Below are 22,854 nucleotides of genomic sequence, written 5' to 3'. Positions count from 1 at the left end.
GCGGTTAGCCGCCGCGGCGCATCATGTCGAAGAACTCCGCGTTGTTCTTCGTCGGCTTCATCTTGTCGAGGATGAATTCCATCGCCTGCACTTCGTCCATGTCGGAGATGAACTTGCGCAGGATCCAGATCTTCTGGAGGATTTCCGGCTTGATCAGCAGTTCCTCGCGGCGCGTGCCCGACTTGTTCAGGTTGATGGCCGGGTAGACGCGGCGCTCGGCCAGACGGCGCTCGAGGTGCACTTCCATGTTGCCGGTGCCCTTGAACTCTTCGTAGATCACGTCGTCCATGCGGCTGCCGGTTTCGATCAGCGCCGTGGCGATGATGGTCAGCGAACCGCCTTCTTCCAGGTTACGCGCGGCGCCGAAGAAACGCTTCGGGCGTTGCAGGGCGTTGGCGTCCACACCGCCGGTCAGCACCTTGCCGGAGGCCGGCACCACGGTGTTGTAGGCGCGTGCCAGACGGGTGATGGAGTCCAGCAGGATCACCACGTCGCGCTTCAGTTCCACCAGGCGCTTGGCCTTCTCGATGACCATTTCGGCCACCTGCACGTGACGGATGGCCGGTTCGTCGAAGGTCGACGCCACCACCTCGCCGCGCACCGAGCGCATCATTTCCGTAACTTCTTCCGGGCGCTCGTCGATCAGCAGCACGAACAGGTCAGCTTCCGGATGGTTGTTCGCAATCGCATGCGCGATGTGCTGGAGCATCACGGTCTTGCCCGACTTCGGCGAGGCCACCAGCAGCGCGCGCTGGCCACGGCCGATCGGGGCGATCATGTCGATCACGCGGCCGGTGATGTTCTCTTCGGCGCGGATGTCACGTTCGAGCTGGAGCGGCCGGTTCGGATGCAGCGGCGTCAGGTTYTCGAACATGATGCGGTTCTTCACCGCTTCGGGCGCCTGCCCGTTGACCTTGTCCACCTTGACCAGCGCGAAGTAGCGCTCGCCGTCCTTCGGGGTCCGCACTTCACCTTCGATCGAATCGCCGGTATGGAGATTGAAGCGGCGGATCTGCGAAGGGCTGATGTAGATATCGTCCGTGCTGGCCAGGTACGAGGTTTCCGGCGAGCGGAGGAAGCCGAAGCCGTCGGGGAGGACTTCCAGCGTGCCGTCTCCGTAGATGGTTTCGCCCATCTTGGCGCGCTTCTTCAGGATCGCAAACATCAGTTCCTGTTTGCGCATCCGCTGTGCATTGTCGATCTCGAGCGTTGCCGCCATTTCGAGAAGCGCAGACACGTGAAGCGATTTGAGTTCTGTCAGGTGCATAGACGAGGGGTACAGAAGTGGCCCGGACGGGCGAGACCAAAGGGAAGGGGGAAAGAATGAGCGAACGCTCGGGGAAGTTGTTGATGGCATCTTAGCACAATCCGGCCGGCGCGCCAGAGCTGGCGCACGCGAAGCCGGATCATGCGGTGCCGCAGCCAGCCATGCCGGGCTGGCCGCGGGGTCTGGCGTCAGGCCAGGGCCGGGACGTTGTTCTTCAGGAACGCGGTCAGGTCCGACTTGGACAGGGCGCCAACCTTCTGGGCGACAACCTTGCCTTCCTTGAACAGGATCAACGTGGGAATGCCACGGATGCCGAACTTGGCCGGCACCTGCTGGTTCTCATCCACATTGATCTTGGCGATCTGCACCTTGTCGCCGAAATCGCGTGCCACTTCGTCCAGGATCGGGGCGATCATCTTGCACGGACCGCACCACTCGGCCCAGAAGTCCAGCAGGACGGGCTTGTCGGACTGGAGGACGTCGGCGTCGAACGATGCGTCGCTCACATACTTGATTTGTTCGCTCATGGCGTGAAACCTCTGGGGCTCAGTTGATGTTGAAGGCTGACCGCTACCTTACACGAGAATCCGGCGATCGGTTTGCGATGGCGCCGGAGGCAGTCAGGTCAGACAGGTCGTGCCGTTGATGCCGATATGTTACCAGCTTGCCGAATTTCAATACCCCCTCGGAACGGGGTGCCGACAGGGCCGGGGACAGGTGCAATTGTGCCCCTGCGCGGTAATACCTGCTCAACATTGTGTTAATCGCGGCAAGAGAATCGCTCAATCGGCATCGGGTTATCCAGTACTCAAATGGATTATCTTTGTGCCCGGGGAATTCCCCCAATAAGGGTATCCGGCATGACCTGAAAAGCACTTTGAGAATCCTCCCCATGCCGGCCGACCGGCCGCGCGCGTAGAATGATATGGATTGCCAACCCCGCAGGCACCACAAGGCCACCGACCATGACTGCCGATCCCCGCAAGCCCGATCCCGCCGACGATCTGCCCGACACGCCACCGGACGTGGATCACCTGAGCGACGCCCTGGCGCACCTGAACAGCGCGGTGGAGACCAACAGCATTGCCACTGGCGCGGCGCGTGGGCTCGTCTACAGCGTGATGGAGACGCTCGGCACGCTGGTTGGCGATCCGGACCTGCCCGAGCACGCCCGCTCCGGCTACGAAGGGTTGCTCGAAACCGCCCGCGAGTTGCGTGCGCGGCTGGAGCGCGGTGATCACTGACCCGCGCCTGCCCGGGCAGCCGGGTGGCCCCGGCCAACGCCATCGTATTTCCCTGACTGACCACGCCGTGCCGCCCTGGCGCGCCACGGCTCCGTGCCCCCATTTGCGCCTGACCCGACGTGGCCCGGCGCGCCATCCATGACCCGGCTTTCGTTTTCTCCCGGCCCCGCCTTCCTCGAGCAGGCCGCCACCGCGACGTGGTATTTCCTTGACCATTGCGGACCGGCCGCCGCCGGCGCGCACGTGGTCGTGCCCACGGCCGCGCAGATTCCGGGTGTCAGGCTGGCGCTCGACGCCGCCGCGCGCGCCGCCGGCACGCCCCGGCTGCTGCCGCGCGTGCTGACGCTGGGCCACTGGCTGCTGGACCTCCCGCCCGACCTGGAAGCCGAGCCCAGGCCGGTGCGCAGCCATGCCGCGCGCCTGCTGGCCGTGCAGCAGGCCATCCGCGAACAGGACTGGCTGCGCCGCGCGTTCGGCGCCCAGACCGAGGGCGCCGCCTGGGGGCTGGCGCAAACGCTGCTGTCGATCAGCGACGAACTGAGCGCGCGCTGGCTGGAGGACGCCGCCGTCCGCGACGATGACGATATCGATGGCGAGGATCGCGCCGCGCTGCTCCAGGGCGCGTTGCAACGCACCTATGCGCACCTGTCGGAACAATTTCTTGGTCAGGAGGCGCAGATTGTTCTGGCGTTCTGGCAGATGCTTTCCGGTCCGGACGATCCGCTGCCAGCCCGGCGCCGCGCCCTGCAGCGGCTGGCGCAGCAGGTGGCCGGCCCAGTGGTGTGGATTGGCCCGACGCCGCCCGAACCCGTCGAGGCCCGCTTCCTCGCCCAGGCTGGCGAGCAGGTGCCGACGCTCGAAGTGGGCTACGACTGGTCCGGCGGCGCGCACGATGCCGAGGCCACGCCCGACTGGTACGGCACGCTGCTGGCACTGTGGCCCGAGGCACGGCGGATCGATGCAGTGGCAGACGAAGACGAATCTGATGCGTCAGACGATTCCCTGACCCGTCAGTCGCAAAATGCATTGCCTGATCAGTTCCCCGAACATCGCCCCCGCATCCGCGTGGTCGGCAGCGCGCGCTTCGAGGACGAGGCGACCGCCGCCGCCGACCAACTCGTGCAATGGCTCAACGAAGGCCGCCGCCACGTCGCGCTGGTCGCGCATGACCGCGTGGTGGCCCGCCGGGCCCGCGCGCTGCTCGCCCGCGCCGGGGCGCCGGTCCGCGACGAAACCGGCTGGAAGCTCTCCACCACGCGGGCGGCCGCCGCGCTGATGCGCTGGTTCGACGTCCTGGCGCGCGATGGCGACACCGCCGCGCTGCTCGACCTGCTCAAGAGCCCGTTCTGCCTGCCCGGCTTTGCCCATCGCGGCGGCGCCATCGCGCTGATGGAACGCCAGATTCGCCGCGAAGCCATCACCGGCGGCTGGGCGCGCCTGCGTCATCTGTTTGCCGAGCGGCGCGCCAACGCCACGCTGGTCGATGCCGAGACGATGGACGCCGACGAGGCCCAGCAAGCCACCCGCGCCGGCGCGCGCGCGTTGATCGCCACGCTGGCCGACGAGGCCGCCGCGTGGCCGCGCGGCCTGGCGCAGAAGCCCCTGACGGTCTGGCTGGAGCGGCTCGACGCCACGCTGGACGCGCTCGATATGCGCACGCCCCTCGCCRCCGACGACGCCGGCCGGCAGATGCTCGACGCCCTCGCGCGGCTGGCCGAGTTGCCCGACGACGAGACCGGCGCCCACGCCACGCTGAGCCAGCAGGAATTCCGCGCGATGCTGTCCGCCTTGCTCGAATCGGTGGCGTACAAGGAGCCGTCCGCGCAGAGTTCGTCCCGCATCACGATCCTGCCGCTGAACGGCGCGCGCATGCGGCGCTTCGACGGCGTGGTGATCGTCGGCTGCGACGATGCGCAACTGCCGTCCAGCGCCGCCGAACTGATGTTCTTCTCGAACCAGATGCGCCGCGAACTGGCGCTCGAAGACCGCGAGGCGCGCTTCGCCCAGCAGGCGCGCGATCTGGCCGAAGTGCTATTGAACAACGACGACGTGGTGATGACCTGGCAGCGCTTCGGGGGGCGGGGCGAGCCGCACCACGTGTCGGGCTGGATCGAGCGACTGTCGGCGTGCTGCGCGCGCGCCGGGGCGCCGATCGAGGCCAGCATCGCCCCGCGCCTGCACGACACCTTCGCCCAGCCCGGCTATATGCCGGTGCCGACCGCCCCCGAGCGCGTGCCCGCCCGCTGGAGCGCGCAGGCGTACAACATGCTGCGGCGCTGCCCGTACCAGTTCTTCGCCGCGCGGATGCTCGGGCTGGCCGGTCTTGAGGCGGTAAATGACGACCTAGAGAAGCGCGATATCGGCAATCTGCTACACCGCGTGCTGCTGCAATACCACGCCGAAATCGCCGAAGCCGACGAACAGGACGCCGCGCGGCGGCTGGCCCGGCTGCGCCAGATTTCCGACACCGTGTTTGGCGCGCTGATGGCCGAGGACGGCAACGCCATCGGCTACTACCGTCGCTGGCTGGAGGTGCTGCCGTCCTATATCGACTGGCAGGCTGCGCGTGAGGCCGAGGGCTGGCTGTGGCGCGCCGGCGAATTCGACGTGAGCGTGGATGTGGCGATGCCGGACGGCTTGCCGCTGCGGCTGGCGGGCCGCATCGACCGGCTCGACAAGGGCCCGGATGGCGCGCACGCGGTGCTCGACTACAAGACGCAGCCGGCCAGCCGCCTGCGCCGCAAGGCCGGCGATGCCGAGGAAGACTGCCAGCTGCCGTTCTACGGCCTGCTGCGCGCCGATGCAGTGGCGGGAAGCTGGGTCGCGCTGGAAGGCGTGAAGCACGGCGGGAAAGACAGCGCCGCCGCCGCGCAGCGCGAAGTGGAACTGCCCGACTTCGCCGCCGCCGTCACGTGGCTGGAGCGCCAGCTGCGCCACGATGTGGGCCGCCTGCGTACCGGCGCCAAGTTGCCGGCCTTCGGTGACGCCGCCGCCTGTACCTATTGCGAAGCCCGCGGCCTGTGCCGCAAGGGCTTCTGGGAATCCACCGCCTTGCCAGATCTGCAGTCATGACCGACGTCCACGCCTACCTTCGCGATGGGCACCCCATCGAAGAGGCCGATTTCACGCGCGCCGCCTGCGACCCCGCCCGCTCGGTGGTGGTGGAGGCGTGCGCCGGCAGCGGCAAGACCTGGCTGCTGGTGGCGCGACTGGTGCGCTTGCTGCTGGCCGGCGCCGCCCCGCACGAGATTCTGGCGATCACCTTCACGCGCAAGGCCGCCGAGGAGATGCGCGAGCGCCTGCTGGAAGTGCTCTCGCAACTGGCCAGCGGCACCGACGCCGAGGTGCTGGCCGCCCTGACCATGCGTGGCCTGACCCCGGACGCCGCCCGGGCCGCGCTGCCGCGTGCGCGCGGGCTGCACGCGAAGGTGCTCGCCTCGCCGGGGCGCATGGCCATCGACACCTTCCACGGCTGGTTCGGCACGCTGCTGCGTGGCGCACCGCTGGCCTCCGGCATCGTGCCGGGCGCATCGCTGCGGGAAGACGCCCTGCGCATGAAGCGGGAAGCCTGGGCGCCGTTCTGGCGTGCGTTGGCCCAGCCCCAATTCGCCGAATTGCGGGCATCGTACGAACAACTGGTCGATGCCATCGGCGACTTCCAGGCGCGCAGCCTGCTGGACCGCATGTTCCACGCGCGCAGCGAATGGTTTGCGATGCGCGAGGCTGGCGACCCGGCGACGATGCTCGCGGAACACCTCGGCGACGATGCCACGGCGGACGTACTGGTGGAGGCGCTCTGCGAGGGCGAATGGCTCGACGACTGCACGGCCCTCGCAAAACTGCTAGGGCAGGGCGGCAAGACCGAGCACGGCCATGCTGCCCGGATGATCGACGGCCTGACCGCCATCCGCACCTGGCGCGAGGCGGGCGGCGCGCCCGGCGACGCCGCCGCGCAAGCCTTCCACCGCCTGCGATCGGCGTTCTTCACGGCGGCGGGCGAGCCACGTGCGATGCGTCGCACCACGGCGCTGGTCAAGGCCGCGGGCGGCGAGTCCGCCGTGGACGATCTGCTAGCCCGCCATGCCGAACACTGCGCCCGGCTCGACGAAATCGCCGCGCGCCGCTGCGAGGCCGCCGTGCTGGCCATCAACCTCGCGCTGTACCAACTCGGCGATGCCCTGCTCGAGCGCTACCAGCGCTACAAGAACGACCAGCGCGCGATGGATTTTGCGGATCTCGAATGGCTCGCCGCCCGGCTGATGGCCGACGAGGAGACCGCCACCTACCTCCAGGTGCGGCTGGACGCGCGCTACAAGCACCTGTTGCTCGACGAGTTCCAGGACACCAATCCGCTCCAGTGGCGGATCCTGCAGGGCTGGCTGGCCGGCTACCAGGGCCTGGGCGAGAAGCCGACTGTCTTCCTGGTGGGCGATCCAAAGCAGTCGATCTACCGTTTCCGTCGCGCCGACGCCCGCCTGTTCGGCGCGGCGAGCGCCATGCTGCAGGCCGATTTCGGCGCCACCGTGCTGCGGACCAATCGCACGCGGCGTAACCGTCCGGAGGTGCTCGACTGGGTCAACGCCGTGTTCGACCATGCGCGCGCCGASGGCCGCTATCCGCTGTWCGAGACCCAGACCACGGCGCTGCGCGAGCCCGGCGGGCCGGTCTGGCTGCTGCCGCTGGTCGAGGAGCCGGCTGAGGACGAAGCCGAGGTTCCGGCTGACGCCCCATCCCACCGCGACACGCTGACCCAGCCGCGCACGCGGCAGGGCGATTCGCTGCGCTACGAAGAAGGCCGGCGCGTGGCCGCCTGGCTGCACCATGTGCGCGACCACGTGCCCGTGCGGGAAGGCGACACCACGCGGCCTGCCTGCTGGCGGGACATGCACCTGCTGGTGCGCCGCAAGACCCATCTGGCCGATTACGAGCGCGCGCTGCGCGAGGCCGGCATCCCGTGCCTGAGTCCGCGCCGGGGCGGCCTGCTGGCGACGCTGGAGGCGCTCGACATCTCCGCGCTGCTCGCCTTCCTGATGACGCCGGAGTCCGACCTCGACCTCGCGCACGTGCTCAAGAGCCCACTGGTGGGCGCCACCGACGATGACCTGCTGCTGCTGGCCGGCCTGGAAGGCGAGGGCGGCTGGTGGGCGCGCATCCACGCGGTGGGCGTGCCGCCCGAATGTTCCGATGCGCTACGTGGCGGCGTGGCCCGGCTGCGCGCCTGGCTCGCGCTCGCGCCACAGCGACCCGTGCATGACCTGATCGACCATATCTATGATGCGGGCGAGGTGCGCCGCCGCTACGCCGAGGCCGCGCCAGCCGCCATCCGCGAGCAGGTGCTGGCCAATCTCGACGCCTTCCTGAAGCTGTCGCTGGACCTCGATGGCGGTCGTTATCCGAGCTTGCCGAAGTTTATCGACGAGTTGCAGGAAATTCGGCGCGGCGACGAGGACGAGAGCCCCGACGAGGGCGGCATGGGCGAAGGCGTGGAGGACGGCGAGGCGGAGCCGGAAGATGACGGCGAAAGCCAGCTTGATGCGGTGCATATCCTGACCGTTCACGCCGCCAAGGGGCTCGAGGCCCCCTTCGTGGTGCTGCTCGACGCGAACCACAGCGACCCGGCGGCGGACCGCGGCGGCATTCTGGTTGACTGGCCGCCTGAGTCGCCGGTGCCCCGGCATTTCTCGGCCTACGGCAAGCGCAGCGAGCGCGGCCGGGCCCGCCAGCCCCTGTTCGAGGCCGAAGCGGCCCTGGCCGAGCGCGAGAACTGGAATCTGCTCTATGTGGCGATGACGCGCGCCCAACAGGGTTTGCTGGTGAGCGGCGTGAAGGGCCGTGCGAGCAAGGCCGAGAAAGAGGGCGCGGCGGCCGAGATCGCCGGTAGCTGGTACGTGCGACTGGCGGCGGCAGGCGTGGGCGAAGCGGTGGACGGTTACCCGGAAACCGAAGCTGCCCCCGGCGATGCCGCGCTGACGCCAGTGAGCGAGCGCGTGCGCTACGCGGACTTCCGCCTGCGCTATCGCGACGCGGCGCCACTCCCGCAAATTGACGAATTCGATGAGTTCGACGACAAAGACCAGGAAGAAACGGTGGTGTTCGACGCCGCAGCGGCGGCCCATGGCGAACTGGTCCACGCCTTGCTGGAACGGGTGACGCGCTATCCGGAAGCCTTCGGCGCCTTGCCGGACGTGCCCACGGTCATGCGCTGGTTCCCGCTGACCGGCGCCGGGGCGCCGCAGGCGCGCGAACGCTGGCAGGCCCAGGCCGAAGCGGCCGTGGCCGACGTCCGCACGATGCTGACCGCACCGGCGCTGCGCCCGCTGTTCTTCCCCGAAGCGGCGCTATCGTCGCGCAACGAGGTGGAACTGTACGACGGGCGCGGCCGGCTGCTGCGGATCGACCGACTCGTGGAATTCACCGACCGCGTGGTCGTGATCGACTACAAACTGCGTTTGCTGCCGCAGGAACATGCCGCCTATGGCGCCCAACTCGCGCGCTACGTGGCGGCAGTGGGGCCGATGTTCCCCGGCAAGCGCATCGAGGCCGGCGTGGCCACGGCGGCCGGGGAGTGGATCGACGCGGGCAGTTTGCGCGCGCCGGTTCCGGCAATGCAGCAGGGGTCGTTGTTCTGAGCGATTGGGGGCATGCGCCCCCAATCGAAAAATGGGAGCAGAATAGGCGGCATTGCAGGGCGTTGCCGACGCTGTTGCCTGATTGTGCGGGGAGTGTGTGACGTGTAACGCGAACGGCTACGAAGATGTGCCGCGAAGGAATGCAGCAAAAGAATATGGGGGACGAGCCTGACCCTCGGCACTGATGGAAAACGGCTGTGGCTGCTTCGTTCCCGACCTGACCAGGTTGACCGCGCCACCATGCGAGGAGGCCCGTCCGACCGGCATTGTATCGCAACCGGCCGGCGGCGTCCCGAAATTAGTTGGAATACGATTTGTTCTAGCTAGTTTGATCTGACGCAGGCTGTGCGCCGGAGGATCGCTGGCAGCATGGCGGACTGGAAAAATCGTTCCATCTGAATGAGCCAGGACATGAACGCAAACGACCAGATCTTGCGCGGCGCGCTGGCGCCGCAGGACATTTCCACCGAAGTGCTGCTGGAGAAGTACGCCAAGGGCGAGGAAAGCACCATTGCCGATGTGCGTGCCCGCGTGGCGCGTGCGCTGGCGGAGGCCGAGCCGGCCGACCGGCGCGAGATGTGGGGCGCGCGCTTCCTCTGGGCACTGGAGAACGGCTTCGTGCCGGCGGGGCGGATCAATTCCGCCGCTGGCACGGGTATCCAGGCCACGCTGATCAACTGCTTCGTCCAGCCCGTGGGCGACTCGGTTTCCGAGGCGCGCGACGGCAAGCCCAGCATCTACGCGGCCGTGGCCCAGGCGGCCGAGACCATGCGGCGCGGCGGCGGGGTGGGCTACGACTTCTCGGCCATCCGCCCCGGCGGGGCGCTCGTGCGCGCGACGCACTCGCGCGCGTCCGGGCCGGTGTCGTTCATGAAGGTGTTCGATGCTTCCTGCGCCACCGTGGAGTCCGCCGGCGCCCGGCGTGGCGCGCAGATGGGCGTGCTGCGCTGCGACCACCCCGATATCGAGAGCTTTATCCACGCCAAGGACCAGGGCGACCTCACCAACTTCAATATCTCGATCGGCGTGACCGATGCGTTCATGCAGGCCGTGGAGGCAGATGGCGAGGTGGAACTGGTCCACGAGGCCGAGCCGGGCATGGACATGATCGCCGCCGGCGCCTATCGGCGTGATGACGGCCAGTGGGTCTACCGCCGCGTGCCGGCCCGCCAGCTCTGGGACCAGGTCATGCAGGCCACGTATGACCATGCCGAGCCGGGCATCCTGTTCCTGTCGCGGATCAACGCGGACAACAATCTCTATTACTGCGAGACCATCGAGGCGACCAACCCGTGCGCGGAGCAGCCGCTGCCGTCGTATGGCTGCTGCTGCCTCGGGTCGATCAACCTGACCGGCTTCGTGCGCCAGCCGTTCACGGCCGAGTCCTATTTCGATTTCGAGGCCTTCGCCGAGGTCGTGCGGGTGTCCACGCGCATGCTGGACAACGTGCTGGACGTCACGTTCTGGCCGCTGCCCGAGCAGGAGGCCGAGGCCCGCGCCAAGCGCCGCATCGGCCTGGGCTTCATGGGGCTGGGGAGCGCGCTGGTGATGCTCGGCCTGCGCTACGACGGCGATGCCGCGCGCGAGCTGGCCGGGCGGATTTCGGAAGCCATGCGCGACCATGCCTACCTGGCATCGGTGGAGCTGGCCGACGAGAAGGGCGCCTTCCCGCTGTTCGAGGCCGACCAATACCTGGCCGGCGGCTTCGTGAGCCGGCTGCCCGAGGCCGTGCGCGACGCCATCCGGGCGCATGGCCTGCGGAACTCGCACCTGCTCTCCATTGCCCCAACGGGCACGATCACGCTGGCATTTGCCGATAACGCGTCGAATGGCATCGAGCCGGCGTTTTCGTGGACCTACAACCGCCGCAAGCGGATGCCGGACGACAGTTACCGATCGTTCGAGGTGGCCGATCACGCCTGGCGACTGTATCGCCACATGGGCGCCGACATGGAGCGGCTGCCGGAGAGCTTCGTCACCGCGCTCCAGATGTCGGCGCTGGACCATATGCGCATGCTGGAGGCGGTGCAGCCCTATATCGACACCAGCATCAGCAAGACCGTCAACGTGCCGGAGGACTATCCGTACGAGGCCTTCCGCAACCTCTACCTGGAGGCCTGGAAGGCCGGCCTGAAGGGGCTGGCGACCTATCGGCCCAACAGCGTGCTGGGCGCCGTGCTCTCGGTCACGCCTGCCGCCGCCCCGGCGACGGCCTCCACCGCCACCACGGCCACCCCGGACGACGATCCGCTGACGCGCCCGTTCAACAGCCGGCCGCTCGGAGACCTGGAAGGCGTGACGTCCAAGGTGGAGTATCTGACCTACGAGGGCCACAAGACCGTCTACCTGACCGTGAACTTCATGCGGGTCTCGGGCGTCATCGATGGCAAGCCGGTGACGGTGGAGCGGCCGCTCGAGTTCTTCATGCCGGCGGGCCAGCGCACCGAGGGGCAGCAGTGGATCACCTCGACCATGCGGCTGCTGTCGATGGTGGCGCGCTCCGGCGGCCCGGTGGCCAAGGCACTGGCGGACATGCGCAACGTGGTCTGGGACAAGGGCACGGTCCGATATGGTGCATTGGTGCGCCAGGACGGCACCGAGGTGCCGCGTTTCCATGATTCCGAGGTGGCCGCCATCAGCTACGCGCTCCAGCGCATCCTGATCAAGCGCGGGTTCCTGGACGAGGACGGCGCCCAGGTGCCGGCGGCGGCGCTGGCGGCCCGGCTGGCCGGGCGGGACGCGTTCCAGGCTGGCGAGCCGGCCCTGGCGCTGGCCGGCAACCCGACGCGGCCGGCCCCGGCCGGCCACAACCCCGGCGTGGGCACCGGCAAGCCTTGCCCCGAGTGTGGCGCCCACGCCCTGCACAAGGTGGATGGCTGCGCCAAATGCGCCAATTGTGGCTACGTGGGGGAGTGCGGTTAATCGGCGCCATTCGGGGCGGCGCGTTTTGCTACAATCGCCGCCATGAGTTATCAAGTTCTAGCGCGCAAATGGCGCCCCAGGGATTTCACCACGCTGGTGGGCCAGGAGCACGTGGTCCGCGCGCTCACGCACGCGCTGGAACAGCAGCGGCTGCATCACGCCTACCTGTTCACCGGCACCCGTGGCGTGGGCAAGACCACGCTCTCCCGGATCCTGGCCAAGGCCCTCAACTGCACCGGCATTGACGGGGCGGGCGGCATCACGGCCCAGCCGTGCGGCCAGTGCAAGGCCTGCCAGGAGATCGACAGCGGCCGTTTCGTCGACTACATCGAGATGGACGCGGCGTCCAACCGGGGTGTGGACGAAATGGCGCAACTGCTGGACAAGGCGGTCTACGCGCCGACCGTGGGCCGATTCAAGGTCTACATGATCGACGAAGTCCACATGCTGACCAACCACGCCTTCAACGCGATGCTGAAGACGCTGGAAGAGCCGCCCGGACACGTCAAATTCATCCTCGCCACCACCGATCCGCAGAAGATTCCGGTCACGGTGCTGTCGCGCTGCCTGCAATTCAACCTGAAACAGATGCCGCCGGGGCATATCGTCTCGCATCTGGACCATATCCTGGGCCAGGAAGGCATCGGCCATGACGGCAACGCGCTGCGGCTGCTGGCCCAGGCGGCCCATGGGTCGATGCGCGACGCGCTGTCGCTGACCGACCAGGCCATCGCCTATAGCGCCGGGCAGGTCTCCGAGGAGGCCGTGCGCGGCATGCTCGGCGCCATCGACCAGAGCTACCTCGTGCAATTGCTGGACGCGCTGGCAGCCGAGGACGGCGCCGCCATGCTCGGGATTGCCGATGCGATGGCGGACCGCAGCCTGTCGTTCGCCGGCGCGCTGCAGGATCTGGGCTCTTTGCTGCACAAGGTGGCGCTGGCGCAGGCCGTGCCGGCGTCCGTGCAGGACGAATGGCCCGAGGCTGACGAAGTACGGCGGCTGGCTGGCGTGTTCGACGCCCAGGAAGTGCAGCTGTTCTACCAGATTGCCAATATTGGCCGCAACGAACTGGCACTGGCGCCGGACGAGTACGCCGGCTTCACCATGACGCTGCTGCGCATGCTGGCCTTCCGGCCGTCCGCCAGCCCGGCGACGGTGGGCGGGCAGGGCGGTGGCGGCCAGCAGCAAGTTGCCCGACCGCGCCCCGCCGCGCCGGCAGCACCCGCGCCGCGTGTGGCGGCTGCGCCGGTGGCGATGGCCCCGGCTGCTGTTCCGGTTGCTGTGCCCACGCCTGCCGCTGTTTCGGCTCCGGTGGTGCCAGTCGCTCCGGTGCAGGCCGCCGAGCCGGTTCGACCCGCACCCGTGGCACCTTCTGTCCGCGCCGCCGAGCCGGTGACACCGGTCCGGGCCGAAGCGCCCGTGCCATCCGCTCCGGCGCCGGTAGCCGATGCCGCCGCGATGTCGCCCGCCAAGGCCGCCTTGCTGGCCGCCCGCCAGGCCACGGCTGGCCGTGGCGGCGCGCGGCCGATGTCGGCGCCCGCTGCGGCGGCAGCGCCGAGCCCGCGTCCTGCTGCCCAGCCGTTGCGTCCGCCTGCGGCGGCGCGCCCGGCCACGGCCGTCACGCCGGCACGGGAAGCGCCGGCTGCACCCGCCGCCCAGCCGCTCAAGCCAGTCCAGACGCCCCAACCGGTGCCATCCGCCCCGGCCGCGAAGTCGGCCAGCGGCGAAGTGCCGCCTTGGGAGGAATTGCCCCCCGATTTGCCGGTGATCGGCCCGTACGACAGCGATCCGGGCTATGACCCGAGCTTCGGCGGCTACGACAGCGGTTTCGAGTCGGACTCGTTCGAACCCGCGCCGCGCGCCAGCCGCGCCGCACCACAGGCCAAGCTGGCTCGCCGGCCGGAGCCGGAACCGGCCGCCCCGCCGGCCCAGCCGGCCGTGCAACTGGCCCCGGCGATTCCGCCCGTGGCGCCAAGCGCCGCCGATGACGGCACGCCGCCCGTGTTCACCGACGACTGGCCGACGCTGGCCGCCACGCTGCCGCTCAAGGGCTTGGCCCAGCAGTTGGCGTTCCAGAGCGAGCTGCACCGCGTGGTCGGCCGCACCCTGCACCTGCGCGTGCCGGTGGCGGCCATCGCCGAAAACAATGTCGCCGAACGGCTCCAGGCCGCGCTGGTCGAGCAATTCGGCGTGGAAGTGCGCGTGCAGTGCGAAATTGGCGCTGTCACGCACACGGCGGCTGCTGTCGATGCAGCGGCACGGGCCGAGCGCCAGCGCGAGGCTGAGTCCACGATGGACGGCGATCCGTTCGTGCAGGGGCTGTTGCGCGAGTTCGGCGGGCAGATCGTGCCCGGCTCCGTCCAGCCACGCGCCGCCTGACAACCATTCCCGGGGCGGCCAGACCAGCACCACCGGCGCCGCCCCGCCATCCACACATATTGATTCAGGAGTATCCCCATGATGAAAGGTCAACTGGCCGGGCTGATGAAGCAAGCCCAGCAGATGCAGGAAAACATGAAGAAGATGCAGGAGCAGCTGGCCCTGATCGAGGTCGAGGGCCAGTCTGGCGCCGGCCTCGTGAAGGTGCTGATGACCTGCAAGAACGACGTGAAGCGCGTGACCATCGACCCGAGCCTGCTGGCCGACGACAAGGACTTGCTGGAAGACCTCGTCGCCGCCGCGTTCAACGACGCCGTGCGCAAGGCCGAGGCCACCACGCAAGAGAAGATGGGCTCGATGACGTCCGGCCTGCCGCTGCCCCCGGGCTTCAAGCTGCCGTTCTGATGACGCATCTGACAGGGGCGCGCCGATGAGAGCGGCGCCGCCCACCTCGCTGCAGGCGCTGATCGAGGCGCTCAAGGTGCTGCCCGGCGTGGGGCCGAAGTCCGCCCAGCGCATGGCCTATCACCTGCTGCAGCACGACCGCGACGGCGCACGCAAGCTTGGCGACGCGCTGCGCGGTGCTGCCGACGGCATCCGCCATTGCCAGCGCTGCAACACCTTCACCGAGCAGGAGATCTGCGAGACCTGCCGCGACACCGCGCGCGACGCCTCGCTGCTTTGCGTGGTGGAGACGCCGGCCGACCAGGTGATGATCGAGCAGACGCTGACCTATCGTGGCCAGTATTTCGTGCTGATGGGGCGGCTCTCGCCGCTCGACGGCATCGGCCCGAAGGACATCCACCTGGACCGGCTGCTGGCCCGCGCCACGGACCCCGAACTCGGCGGACCGGTGGGCGAGGTCATCGTGGCCACTAATTTCACGAGCGAGGGCGAGGCCACTGCGCACTACATCGGCGAGATGCTGAAGTCGCGCGGGCTCAAGGTGTCGCGGCTGGCGCGCGGCGTGCCCGTGGGCGGCGAACTCGAATACGTGGACGCGGGCACCATCGCCCGCGCCGTCATGGACCGGCGTAGCCTGTAGGTATCGGACTTCCTCGGACAAACATGAATCTGGCGCGCTTCGACCTCGTGACGCTTGGCCTGTTCGTGGCCGTGGCCCGACAGGGCAGCATCTCGGCCGGCGCGCGCCAGTCGCACCTGGCCGTGGCGGCCGCCAGCAAGCGGATTTCAGATCTCGAAGCCGCCGTGGGCGCGCCGCTGTTCTTCCGCCACGCCGCCGGCGTGCAACTGACCGAGGCCGGGCAGGCCTGCTACCACCATGCGCTGACCATCCTCCAGGACGTGGAACGGATGGCTGGCGTGATGTCGGACTACGCGTCCGGCGTGCGCGGGCAGGTGCGCGTGTGCGCCAACACCTCGGCCATTACCCAGTTCCTGCCGGACGACCTCGCGGCGTTCATGCGCCAGCATCCGACCATCCGCATCGAGCTGGAGGAGCAGAACAGCAGCGAGATCGTCGCCGCGCTGGTCGAAAACCGCGCCGATGTCGGCATCTTCGCCGATCGCACGCCAAGCTCCGGGCTGGTGACCGTGGAATACCGGCAGGACGAGTTGGTCATCATCACGCCGCCCGGGCATCCGCTGTCCGAGCGCGGGCCCGTGCATTACGCCGATACGCTCGAATACGACTTCGTGAGCTTGCCTCAGGTGACCTCGCTGGCGGCGCGGCTGCTCGAGGAAAGCAGCCGGCTGGAGCGGCAGTTCCGGCTGCRCATCCAGGTGCGCAGCTTCGACGCGATGTGCCGCATGGTCATGGCCGGGCTGGGCGTGGGCGTGCTGCCGCGCATTGCGGCCGAGCCGCACGTGAAGTCGATGGGACTGTCGTTGGTGCCGCTGCAGGACGCCTGGGCGCGCCGCTCGCTGCTGATCGGCATGCGCGATCCGGCCGGGCTGACCGTGTCGGCGCGGCTGCTCATCACCCATCTCTGCGGCGACCGCGCGCCGTTCTAAGGCGATCTCCGCGCCATCCCCCGGGATCCCCGGGCGAACTCCGGGTAAGCCCGCCCCTTCGCGTTCCGAGAAAGCCCGCTTGCCGGAATGCCGATTCCGCCGCCCGTCCCGCTGGTGCACACTCCGACCCAACATGAAAAGCCAGTCCCGCAGATCGATGCGGCGCGGCAGCCACGGTCATCACGGAGACACCTCACATGGCGCAACAGATTCTCGAAGGCATTCGCGTCCTGGAACTGGGACAACTGATTGCCGGCCCCTTTGCCGCCAAGACCCTCGCGGATTTCGGCGCCCACGTGGTCAAGGTGGAGCCGCCCGGCCAGGGCGACCCCCTGCGCAAGTGGCGCATGATCCACGAGGACACTTCCGTCTGGTGGGAAGCGCAGTCGCGCAACAAGCAGTCCATCGCCATCGACCTCCGTCAGGCGGAAGGCCAGGCGCTGGTGCGCAAGCTGGCCACCGAGGCCGATGTCCTGATCGAAAACTTCCGCCCCGGCACCATGGAAAAATGGGGTCTGGGCTGGGATGTGCTCCACGCCGCCAATCCGAAGCTGATCATGGTGCGGGTGTCCGGCTACGGCCAGACCGGCCCGCGCCGGGACGAACCCGGCTTTGCCGCCGTGGCCGAGGCCATGAGCGGCCTGCGTTACCTGACCGGCGAGCCGGGCCGGCCGCCGGTGCGCGCCGGGCTCTCGCTGGGCGATACCATCGCCGGCCTGCATGGCGCCCTCGGTGTGCTGCTGGCCCTGTACGAACGCGATGCGCGCGGCGGGGTGGGGCAGGTGATCGACGTGGCGCTCTATGAGTCGCTGTTCAACCTCAGCGAAAGCCTGCTGCCCGAGTACTCGGCCTTTGGCGCCGTGCGCCAGCCTGCTGGCGGCGCGCTGCCGGGCATCGCGCCGTCCAACGCCTATCCCTGCGGTTGCGGCGAATATGTGCTGATTGCCGCCAATGGCGACGCGATCTTCCGCCGCCTGATGGCTGCGATGGGCCGCGCGGACCTCGGCGAAGATCCCGCGCTGGCCCGCAACGACGGCCGCGTGAAGCGCGTGGACGAGATCGACGCCGCCATCGCCGCCTGGACCCAGACCCAGACCGTCGAGTCCGCACTGGTGGTGCTGCGCGAGGCCGACGTGCCGTCCGGCCGCATCTACACGGTCAAGGACATCGCCGAAGACCCGCACTACCGGGCGCGCGGTGTGATCGAAACCGTGACGTCGGCCCGGGGGCTGAGCGTGGAAGTGCCGGGCATCATCCCGAAGCTGTCCGCCAACCCCGGCGCCATCCATGACCGCGCGCCCACGCTGGGCGAGCATACCGATGCCGTGTTGGCCGAATCCGGCTTCGACGCGGCCGCCATCGCCGACCTGCGCGCCCGAGGAGTGATCGCATGAGTGCCCAACGTTATCCGCTGGCCGGGCCGGCCAAGATCGAAATCAACGATGTGGCGCCGCGTGACGGCCTGCAGATCGAGCCGGTGGTCGTGCCGACCGAAGGCAAGGTGGCCTTCGTGAACGCGCTGGCCCACTGCGGTTTCGCGCGCATCGAGGCGACGTCGTTCACATCGGCCCGCGCCATTCCCGCGCTGGCCGATGCCGAGGCCGTGATGCATCAGATCGAACGGGTGCCGGGCGTGGCCTACACGGTGCTCGTGCCGAACCTGCGCGGGCTGGAGCGCGCGCTGTCGTGCCAGCCGGACGAGGTGAACCTCGTCATGTCGTGCAGCGAAACCCACAACCGCGCCAACCTGCGCATGACGCGCGAGCAGTCCAAGGCGCAGTTGACGGCGATGATCGACGAGGCCGGCAAGGCTGGCGTGCCGGTGAACGTGTCGCTGTCCACGGTGTTCGGCTGCCCGTTCGAGGGCGATATCCCCGAGGCCGACGTCATGGCCCTGGCGCGCCGGTTTGCCGATGCGGGTGCTTCGGGAATCACTTTGTGTGATACCACGGGCATGGCCTATCCGAACCAGGTGGCGGCGATGTGCGAGGCATTCCAGCGCGCGCTGCCGCAGACCGGGCTGACCATCCACCTCCACAACACGCGCGGCATGGGCCTGGCCAATGCCATCGCGGCCTGGCAGACCGGCGTCACGCGCTTCGACGCGGCCGCCGGCGGTCTTGGCGGCTGCCCGTACGCGCCCGGCGCGAGCGGCAATGTCAGCACGGAAGAACTCGTCCACATGTTCGCGTCGATGGGCGTGGACACCGGCGTAGACCTGGACGGCCTGCTGGCCGTGGTCGGGGGCCTGCCGGCACTGGTTGAGCGCGAAATTTCCAGCCAGCTGCTGCGCGCCGGCCCGCGCCTGCGCACCCATCAACCCCCGGCCTGGATGGCTGAGCACTTCGCCGGGCAGTAACGCCAGAGATTCAGATCCCTTCGCTTCCCTATATAACAAGCACGGAGACAACCATGAACCGCAAGACTCAACTGACGGCCGCCGCGCTGCTGGCTGGCATGGCACTCGTACCTGCCGCCCAGGCGCAGGAAAGCACCTATCCCAACAAACCGGTGATGCTGGTGGTTTCCGCCGCGGCCGGTGGCACGACGGACATCGCCGCGCGCCTGATCTCGGAGCCGCTGTCCAAGGCGCTCGGCCAGTCGGTCGTCGTCGACAACAAGCCGGGCGGCAACGGCACCATCGCCGCGCAGGCCGTGCAGCGCGCCAAGCCGGATGGCTACACGCTGCTGGTGCAGTATTCGGGCTACCACGTGATCACGCCGCTGCTGACCAAGCAGCCGTGGGATCCGGTGAAAGACTTCGCGCCCGTGGCGAACCTGCTGTCCGCCCCGCAGGTGCTGGTGGTGCGGCCGAGCCTGCCGGTCCACTCGCTCAAGGAACTGGTGGCCTACGCCAAGGCGAATCCGGGCAAGCTCAACTACGCGTCGTCGGGCAATGGCTCGCTCCAGCACGTGTCCACGGAATTGCTGAACCTGCAGGCCGGCACGAAGATTACCCATGTGCCATACAARGGYACCGGCCCGGCSATGACCGACCTGCTGGGCGGCAAYGTSGACCTGACCATCACCACGCCGCCSCCGCTGATGGGCCATATCGCCGCCGGCAAGCTGCGCCCGCTGGTGGTGACCAGCAAGACGCGCCTGCCTAGCCTGAAGGACGTGCCGTCGGCACCGGAGGCGGGCTATCCCGACCTGGACGTGTCGTCGTGGTTCGCCATGTACGCGCCGGCCGGCACGCCGAAGCCCGTCATCGACAAGCTGACTTCGGAGATCGAGAAGATCATGAAGTCCGATGCCTTCCGCAAGAAGGCCGAGGAACTGGGCGCCGAGGCGCGCTACATGAACCCGCAGCAGCTTGATCAGTACCAGCGGGCCGAACTGACGCGCTGGGGCAAGGTCATCAAGTCCGCCGACATCCACGCGGAGTAAAGCGGAGGAGGTCACGGAGCCAGACATTCCGACCATGGCAAGGTGATCGAAAGGCGGCGCACGTACACTGTGCGCCGCCGCGCTGCGTTTACGGCCGGCATTGCGTTGCGTTGGCAATGTCCGCCAAATGTCTGCATCGTCCGGTAGGTGTTGATCCCGATGCGGGCACCGGCCGCGGCCGGTAGCATCGCAATTTGCCGCAAGGCGGCACGCAACGAACAAAAACAGGTAGTCAGGTAGGAGAGCATCTCATGTACGACAAGACATTCTGGAAGCGGGCGCTGATCGCACTGGCCCTGTTCCTGGCCGGGTGGTTCACCTTCAGCAGCGCGCAGGCGCAGGGCAAGCCCGAGAAGACCAAGGTGACCATCGCCGTGGGGGGCAAGAATCTCTTCTATTACCTGCCGCTGACGATTGCCGAGCGCCTGGGCTACTTCAAGGAAGAGGGCCTGGACGTGGAAATCGTCGACTTCGCCGGCGGCGCCAAGGCGCTCCAGGCCGTGGTCGGCGGTAGCGCGGACGTGGTGTCCGGCGCCTACGAGCACACCATCAACCTGCAGGCCAAGGGCCAGCAGTACCAGGAATTCGTGCTCCAGGGCCGTGCGCCGCAGATCGTGCTGGTGGTGTCGAACAAGACCATGCCGAACTTCAAGTCGATTGCCGACCTGAAGGGCAAGAAGATCGGCGTGACCGCGCCGGGTTCCTCGACCAATATGATGGCCAACTTCGTGCTGGCCAAGTCGGGCCTGAAGCCGTCGGACGTGTCGTTCATCGGCGTGGGCGCCAGCGCCGGCGCGGTGGCCGCCATGCGCTCGGGCCAGATCGACGCGATGGCCAACCTGGATCCGGTGGTGTCGATGCTGACGCAGAAGAACGAGGTGAAGATCGCCTCGGACACCCGCACGCTCAAGGAAACCCAGGCGGTGTTCGGCGGGAATATGCCGTCGGGCTGCCTGTATGCCTCGACCGCCTTCATCCAGCAGAACCCCAACACCACGCAGGCGATGACCAATGCCATGGTCCGCGCGCTCAAGTGGCTGCAGAAGGCTGGCCCGTCGGACATCGTGAAAACCGTGCCCGAGAGCTACCTGCTGGGCGACCGCGCGCTCTATCTGGCCGCCTGGGAGCAGGTCAAGGAAGCCATCTCGCCGGACGGCACGATGCCGGCTGATGGCCCGAAGACGGCGCTGAACACCTTGCAGCAGTTCGATCCTGAGCTGAAGGGCAAGTCGATCAAGCTCGAGAACACGTTCAYGAACACGTTCGTCCAGCGCGCCAACGCCAAGTACAAGTAATCGACAAGTCAGCGCACCCGCCTTCACGCCGCCCGCCGCGCGCGCAACGCTCGGCGGGCTTGTGTTTTCTCTGAGTCCAGTTTTTCGACGAGTTTTCTTCGAGCAATGAGCACGCCCGCACTTTCCCTCGAGAACGTTACCTGCACCTTCGTCTCGCGCGAGGACCGCAGCCAGCGCTACACCGCCGTGCGCGATGTCACGCTGTCCATCCAGCCCGGCGAGTTCGTCTCGGTGGTGGGCCCCACGGGCTGCGGCAAGTCCACGCTGCTGAACGTCGGCGCCGGCCTGCTGGAGCCTTCCAGCGGCACCGTGCGCGTGTTCGGCGAGCCGCTGGTCGGCATCAACCGCCGCGCCGGCTATATGTTCCAGTCCGAGGCGCTGATGCCGTGGCGCAGCGCACTGGACAACGTGATTGCCGGCCTGGAATTCCGCGGCGTGCCGCGCGCCGAGGCCGAGGCGCAGGGCGAGGAATGGCTACGCCGCGTGGGCCTGGGTGGGTTTGGCGACCGCTATCCGCACCAGCTCTCGGGCGGCATGCGCAAGCGCGTGAGCCTGGCGCAGACGCTGGTGCTGGACCCGGACATCATCCTGATGGACGAGCCGTTCTCGGCGCTGGACATCCAGACCCGCCAGCTGATGGAAAACGAGGTGCTGGACCTCTGGACCGCCAAGCGAAAGGCCGTGCTGTTCATCACGCACGACCTGGACGAGGCCATCGCCATGAGTGACCGCGTGGTGGTGCTGTCGGCCGGCCCGGGCACCCATCCGATTGGCGAATTTGCGATCGACCTGCCGCGTCCGCGCGACGTGGCGGAAGTCCGCAACCATCCGCGCTTCGTGGAGCTGCACGCCGCCATCTGGGACGTGCTGCGCGAGGAAGTGCTCAAGGGCTACGCGCAGCAGCGCAAGGTCGCCTGACCCTCTGACGATACAAAAACTCGTAGAACAACGATATGGCTTTTCGAGCGGATTCTAAGGGCATGCTGCGTGTGTGGCAGCTGCTGGTGCTGGTGGTGATCCTGGGGGTGTGGCATGCGGCCACGCGCTCGCAAGAGGTGGCGTTCTTCTTCGGCGAACCGCTGATGGTGGCGAAGCGCATCTGGACCTGGTTCGTCGTCGAGCGTGACATCTATATCCACCTGGGCGTGACGCTGCTGGAGACGGTGCTGGCGTTCGGCATCGGCACGGTGGCCGGGCTGGGCGTGGGGCTGTGGCTGGCGTTGAGCCCGTTCACCTCGGCCGTGCTCGACCCGTATGTGAAAGCGGCCAACTCGATGCCGCGCGTGATCCTGGCGCCGATCTTCGCGGTCTGGTTCGGGCTGGGGATCTGGTCGAAGGTGGCGCTGGCCGTGACGCTGGTGTTCTTCATCGTCTTCTTCAACGTCTACCAGGGCGTGAAGGAAGTGAGTCCGGTGGTGCTGGCCAACGCACGCATGCTCGGCGCGAACCAGAAGCAACTGCTGCGCCACGTGTACCTGCCCAGCGCCACGAGCTGGGTGTTCTCGTCGCTGCACACGTCAGTGGGTCTGGCGTTCGTGGGCGCGGTGGTGGGCGAGTACCTGGGTTCCGCGCGCGGCGTGGGCTACCTGATTCTCCAGGCCGAAGGCACGTTCGACATCAACACGGTGTTCGCGGGCATCGTAGTACTGACCGCGTGCGCGCTGGTGCTGGACTGGATGGTGACGGTGGGGGAGAAGCGGCTGATGAAGTGGCAGCCGAGTTCGGGTGAGACCGAAAAACTCTGAAATACTGTG

Annotated in this window: 16 protein-coding genes and 1 other RNA gene; 14 read left to right on the top strand and 3 right to left on the bottom strand. The window is 68.0% G+C overall.

All coding sequences use genetic code 11. The features are described from left to right. Positions 1-4 precede the first annotated feature (4 nt). On the bottom strand, positions 5-1,267 hold the full coding sequence (gene rho, locus AC1DEL_RS11090; RefSeq protein ID WP_092289745.1) for a transcription termination factor Rho: 1,263 nt from the start codon (positions 1,265-1,267) through the stop codon (positions 5-7). A 188-nt stretch (positions 1,268-1,455) separates the two neighbouring features. After that, positions 1,456-1,794 (bottom strand): thioredoxin TrxA, encoded by a 339-nt coding sequence (trxA, locus tag AC1DEL_RS11085; RefSeq protein ID WP_092289743.1) that lies wholly within the window; start codon positions 1,792-1,794, stop codon positions 1,456-1,458. Positions 1,795-2,232: 438 nt separating this feature from the next. Here trxA and AC1DEL_RS11080 point away from each other — a divergent pair, with 438 nt between their 5' ends. The 3 genes from AC1DEL_RS11080 (at position 2,233) to AC1DEL_RS11070 (ending at position 9,140) form a co-directional block, all read left to right on the top strand. Further along, a complete protein-coding gene (locus tag AC1DEL_RS11080; protein WP_092289741.1) occupies positions 2,233-2,511 on the top strand; it encodes a hypothetical protein in 279 nt (92 codons plus the stop codon). Between the two features lie 138 nt (positions 2,512-2,649). After that, complete coding sequence (locus AC1DEL_RS11075) at positions 2,650-5,583, top strand: PD-(D/E)XK nuclease family protein (protein WP_477159073.1); 2,934 nt, start codon at positions 2,650-2,652, stop codon at positions 5,581-5,583. After that, positions 5,580-9,140 carry a UvrD-helicase domain-containing protein gene (locus tag AC1DEL_RS11070; RefSeq protein WP_477159072.1) on the top strand — a complete coding sequence of 1,187 codons (3,561 nt, stop codon included), beginning with the start codon at positions 5,580-5,582 and terminating at the stop codon, positions 9,138-9,140. Before AC1DEL_RS11075 ends, AC1DEL_RS11070 begins: the two co-directional genes overlap by 4 nt. A gap of 158 nt (positions 9,141-9,298) precedes the next feature. Here the strand turns inward: AC1DEL_RS11070 and ffs are convergent. After that, an RNA gene (gene ffs / locus AC1DEL_RS11065) (signal recognition particle sRNA small type) lies at positions 9,299-9,397 on the bottom strand. A gap of 154 nt (positions 9,398-9,551) precedes the next feature. Here ffs and AC1DEL_RS11060 point away from each other — a divergent pair. The 11 genes from AC1DEL_RS11060 (at position 9,552) to AC1DEL_RS11010 (ending at position 22,845) form a co-directional block, all read left to right on the top strand. Continuing rightward, entirely contained in the window at positions 9,552-12,062 is a 2,511-nt protein-coding gene (locus AC1DEL_RS11060) for an adenosylcobalamin-dependent ribonucleoside-diphosphate reductase (RefSeq protein WP_477109946.1), read from the top strand. 42 nt (positions 12,063-12,104) lie between these two features. Beyond that, the gene (locus tag AC1DEL_RS11055; protein WP_477125744.1) at positions 12,105-14,441 is read left to right on the top strand and encodes a DNA polymerase III subunit gamma/tau; all 2,337 of its coding nucleotides are present in this window, start codon (positions 12,105-12,107) and stop codon (positions 14,439-14,441) included. A gap of 78 nt (positions 14,442-14,519) precedes the next feature. Next, positions 14,520-14,846, top strand: coding sequence for a YbaB/EbfC family nucleoid-associated protein (locus AC1DEL_RS11050; protein ID WP_092289733.1), 327 nt, complete (start codon positions 14,520-14,522; stop codon positions 14,844-14,846). A 25-nt stretch (positions 14,847-14,871) separates the two neighbouring features. After that, positions 14,872-15,486 (top strand): recombination mediator RecR, encoded by a 615-nt coding sequence (recR, locus tag AC1DEL_RS11045; RefSeq protein WP_441644640.1) that lies wholly within the window; start codon positions 14,872-14,874, stop codon positions 15,484-15,486. 23 nt (positions 15,487-15,509) lie between these two features. Then, entirely contained in the window at positions 15,510-16,415 is a 906-nt protein-coding gene (locus AC1DEL_RS11040) for a LysR family transcriptional regulator (RefSeq protein WP_477159071.1), read from the top strand. 197 nt (positions 16,416-16,612) lie between these two features. After that, positions 16,613-17,809, top strand: coding sequence for a CaiB/BaiF CoA transferase family protein (locus AC1DEL_RS11035; RefSeq protein WP_092289727.1), 1,197 nt, complete (start codon positions 16,613-16,615; stop codon positions 17,807-17,809). Continuing rightward, a complete protein-coding gene (locus AC1DEL_RS11030) occupies positions 17,806-18,774 on the top strand; it encodes a hydroxymethylglutaryl-CoA lyase (protein WP_092289725.1) in 969 nt (322 codons plus the stop codon). Before AC1DEL_RS11035 ends, AC1DEL_RS11030 begins: the two co-directional genes overlap by 4 nt. A gap of 53 nt (positions 18,775-18,827) precedes the next feature. Then, positions 18,828-19,805, top strand: coding sequence for a Bug family tripartite tricarboxylate transporter substrate binding protein (locus AC1DEL_RS11025; protein ID WP_477125743.1), 978 nt, complete (start codon positions 18,828-18,830; stop codon positions 19,803-19,805). A gap of 251 nt (positions 19,806-20,056) precedes the next feature. After that, entirely contained in the window at positions 20,057-21,100 is a 1,044-nt protein-coding gene (locus AC1DEL_RS11020) for an ABC transporter substrate-binding protein (protein ID WP_477159070.1), read from the top strand. A 105-nt stretch (positions 21,101-21,205) separates the two neighbouring features. Then, positions 21,206-22,018 carry an ABC transporter ATP-binding protein gene (locus AC1DEL_RS11015; protein ID WP_477125742.1) on the top strand — a complete coding sequence of 271 codons (813 nt, stop codon included), beginning with the start codon at positions 21,206-21,208 and terminating at the stop codon, positions 22,016-22,018. Positions 22,019-22,053: 35 nt separating this feature from the next. Then, positions 22,054-22,845 (top strand): ABC transporter permease, encoded by a 792-nt coding sequence (locus AC1DEL_RS11010; RefSeq protein WP_441593546.1) that lies wholly within the window; start codon positions 22,054-22,056, stop codon positions 22,843-22,845. The last annotated feature ends 9 nt before the right edge of the window (positions 22,846-22,854 follow it).

It is taken from the genome of Cupriavidus sp. 10L43_2 (assembly GCF_056395265.1).
Note: the sequence above shows the minus strand (reverse complement) of the source record. Positions and strands in the feature narration are given on the sequence as shown.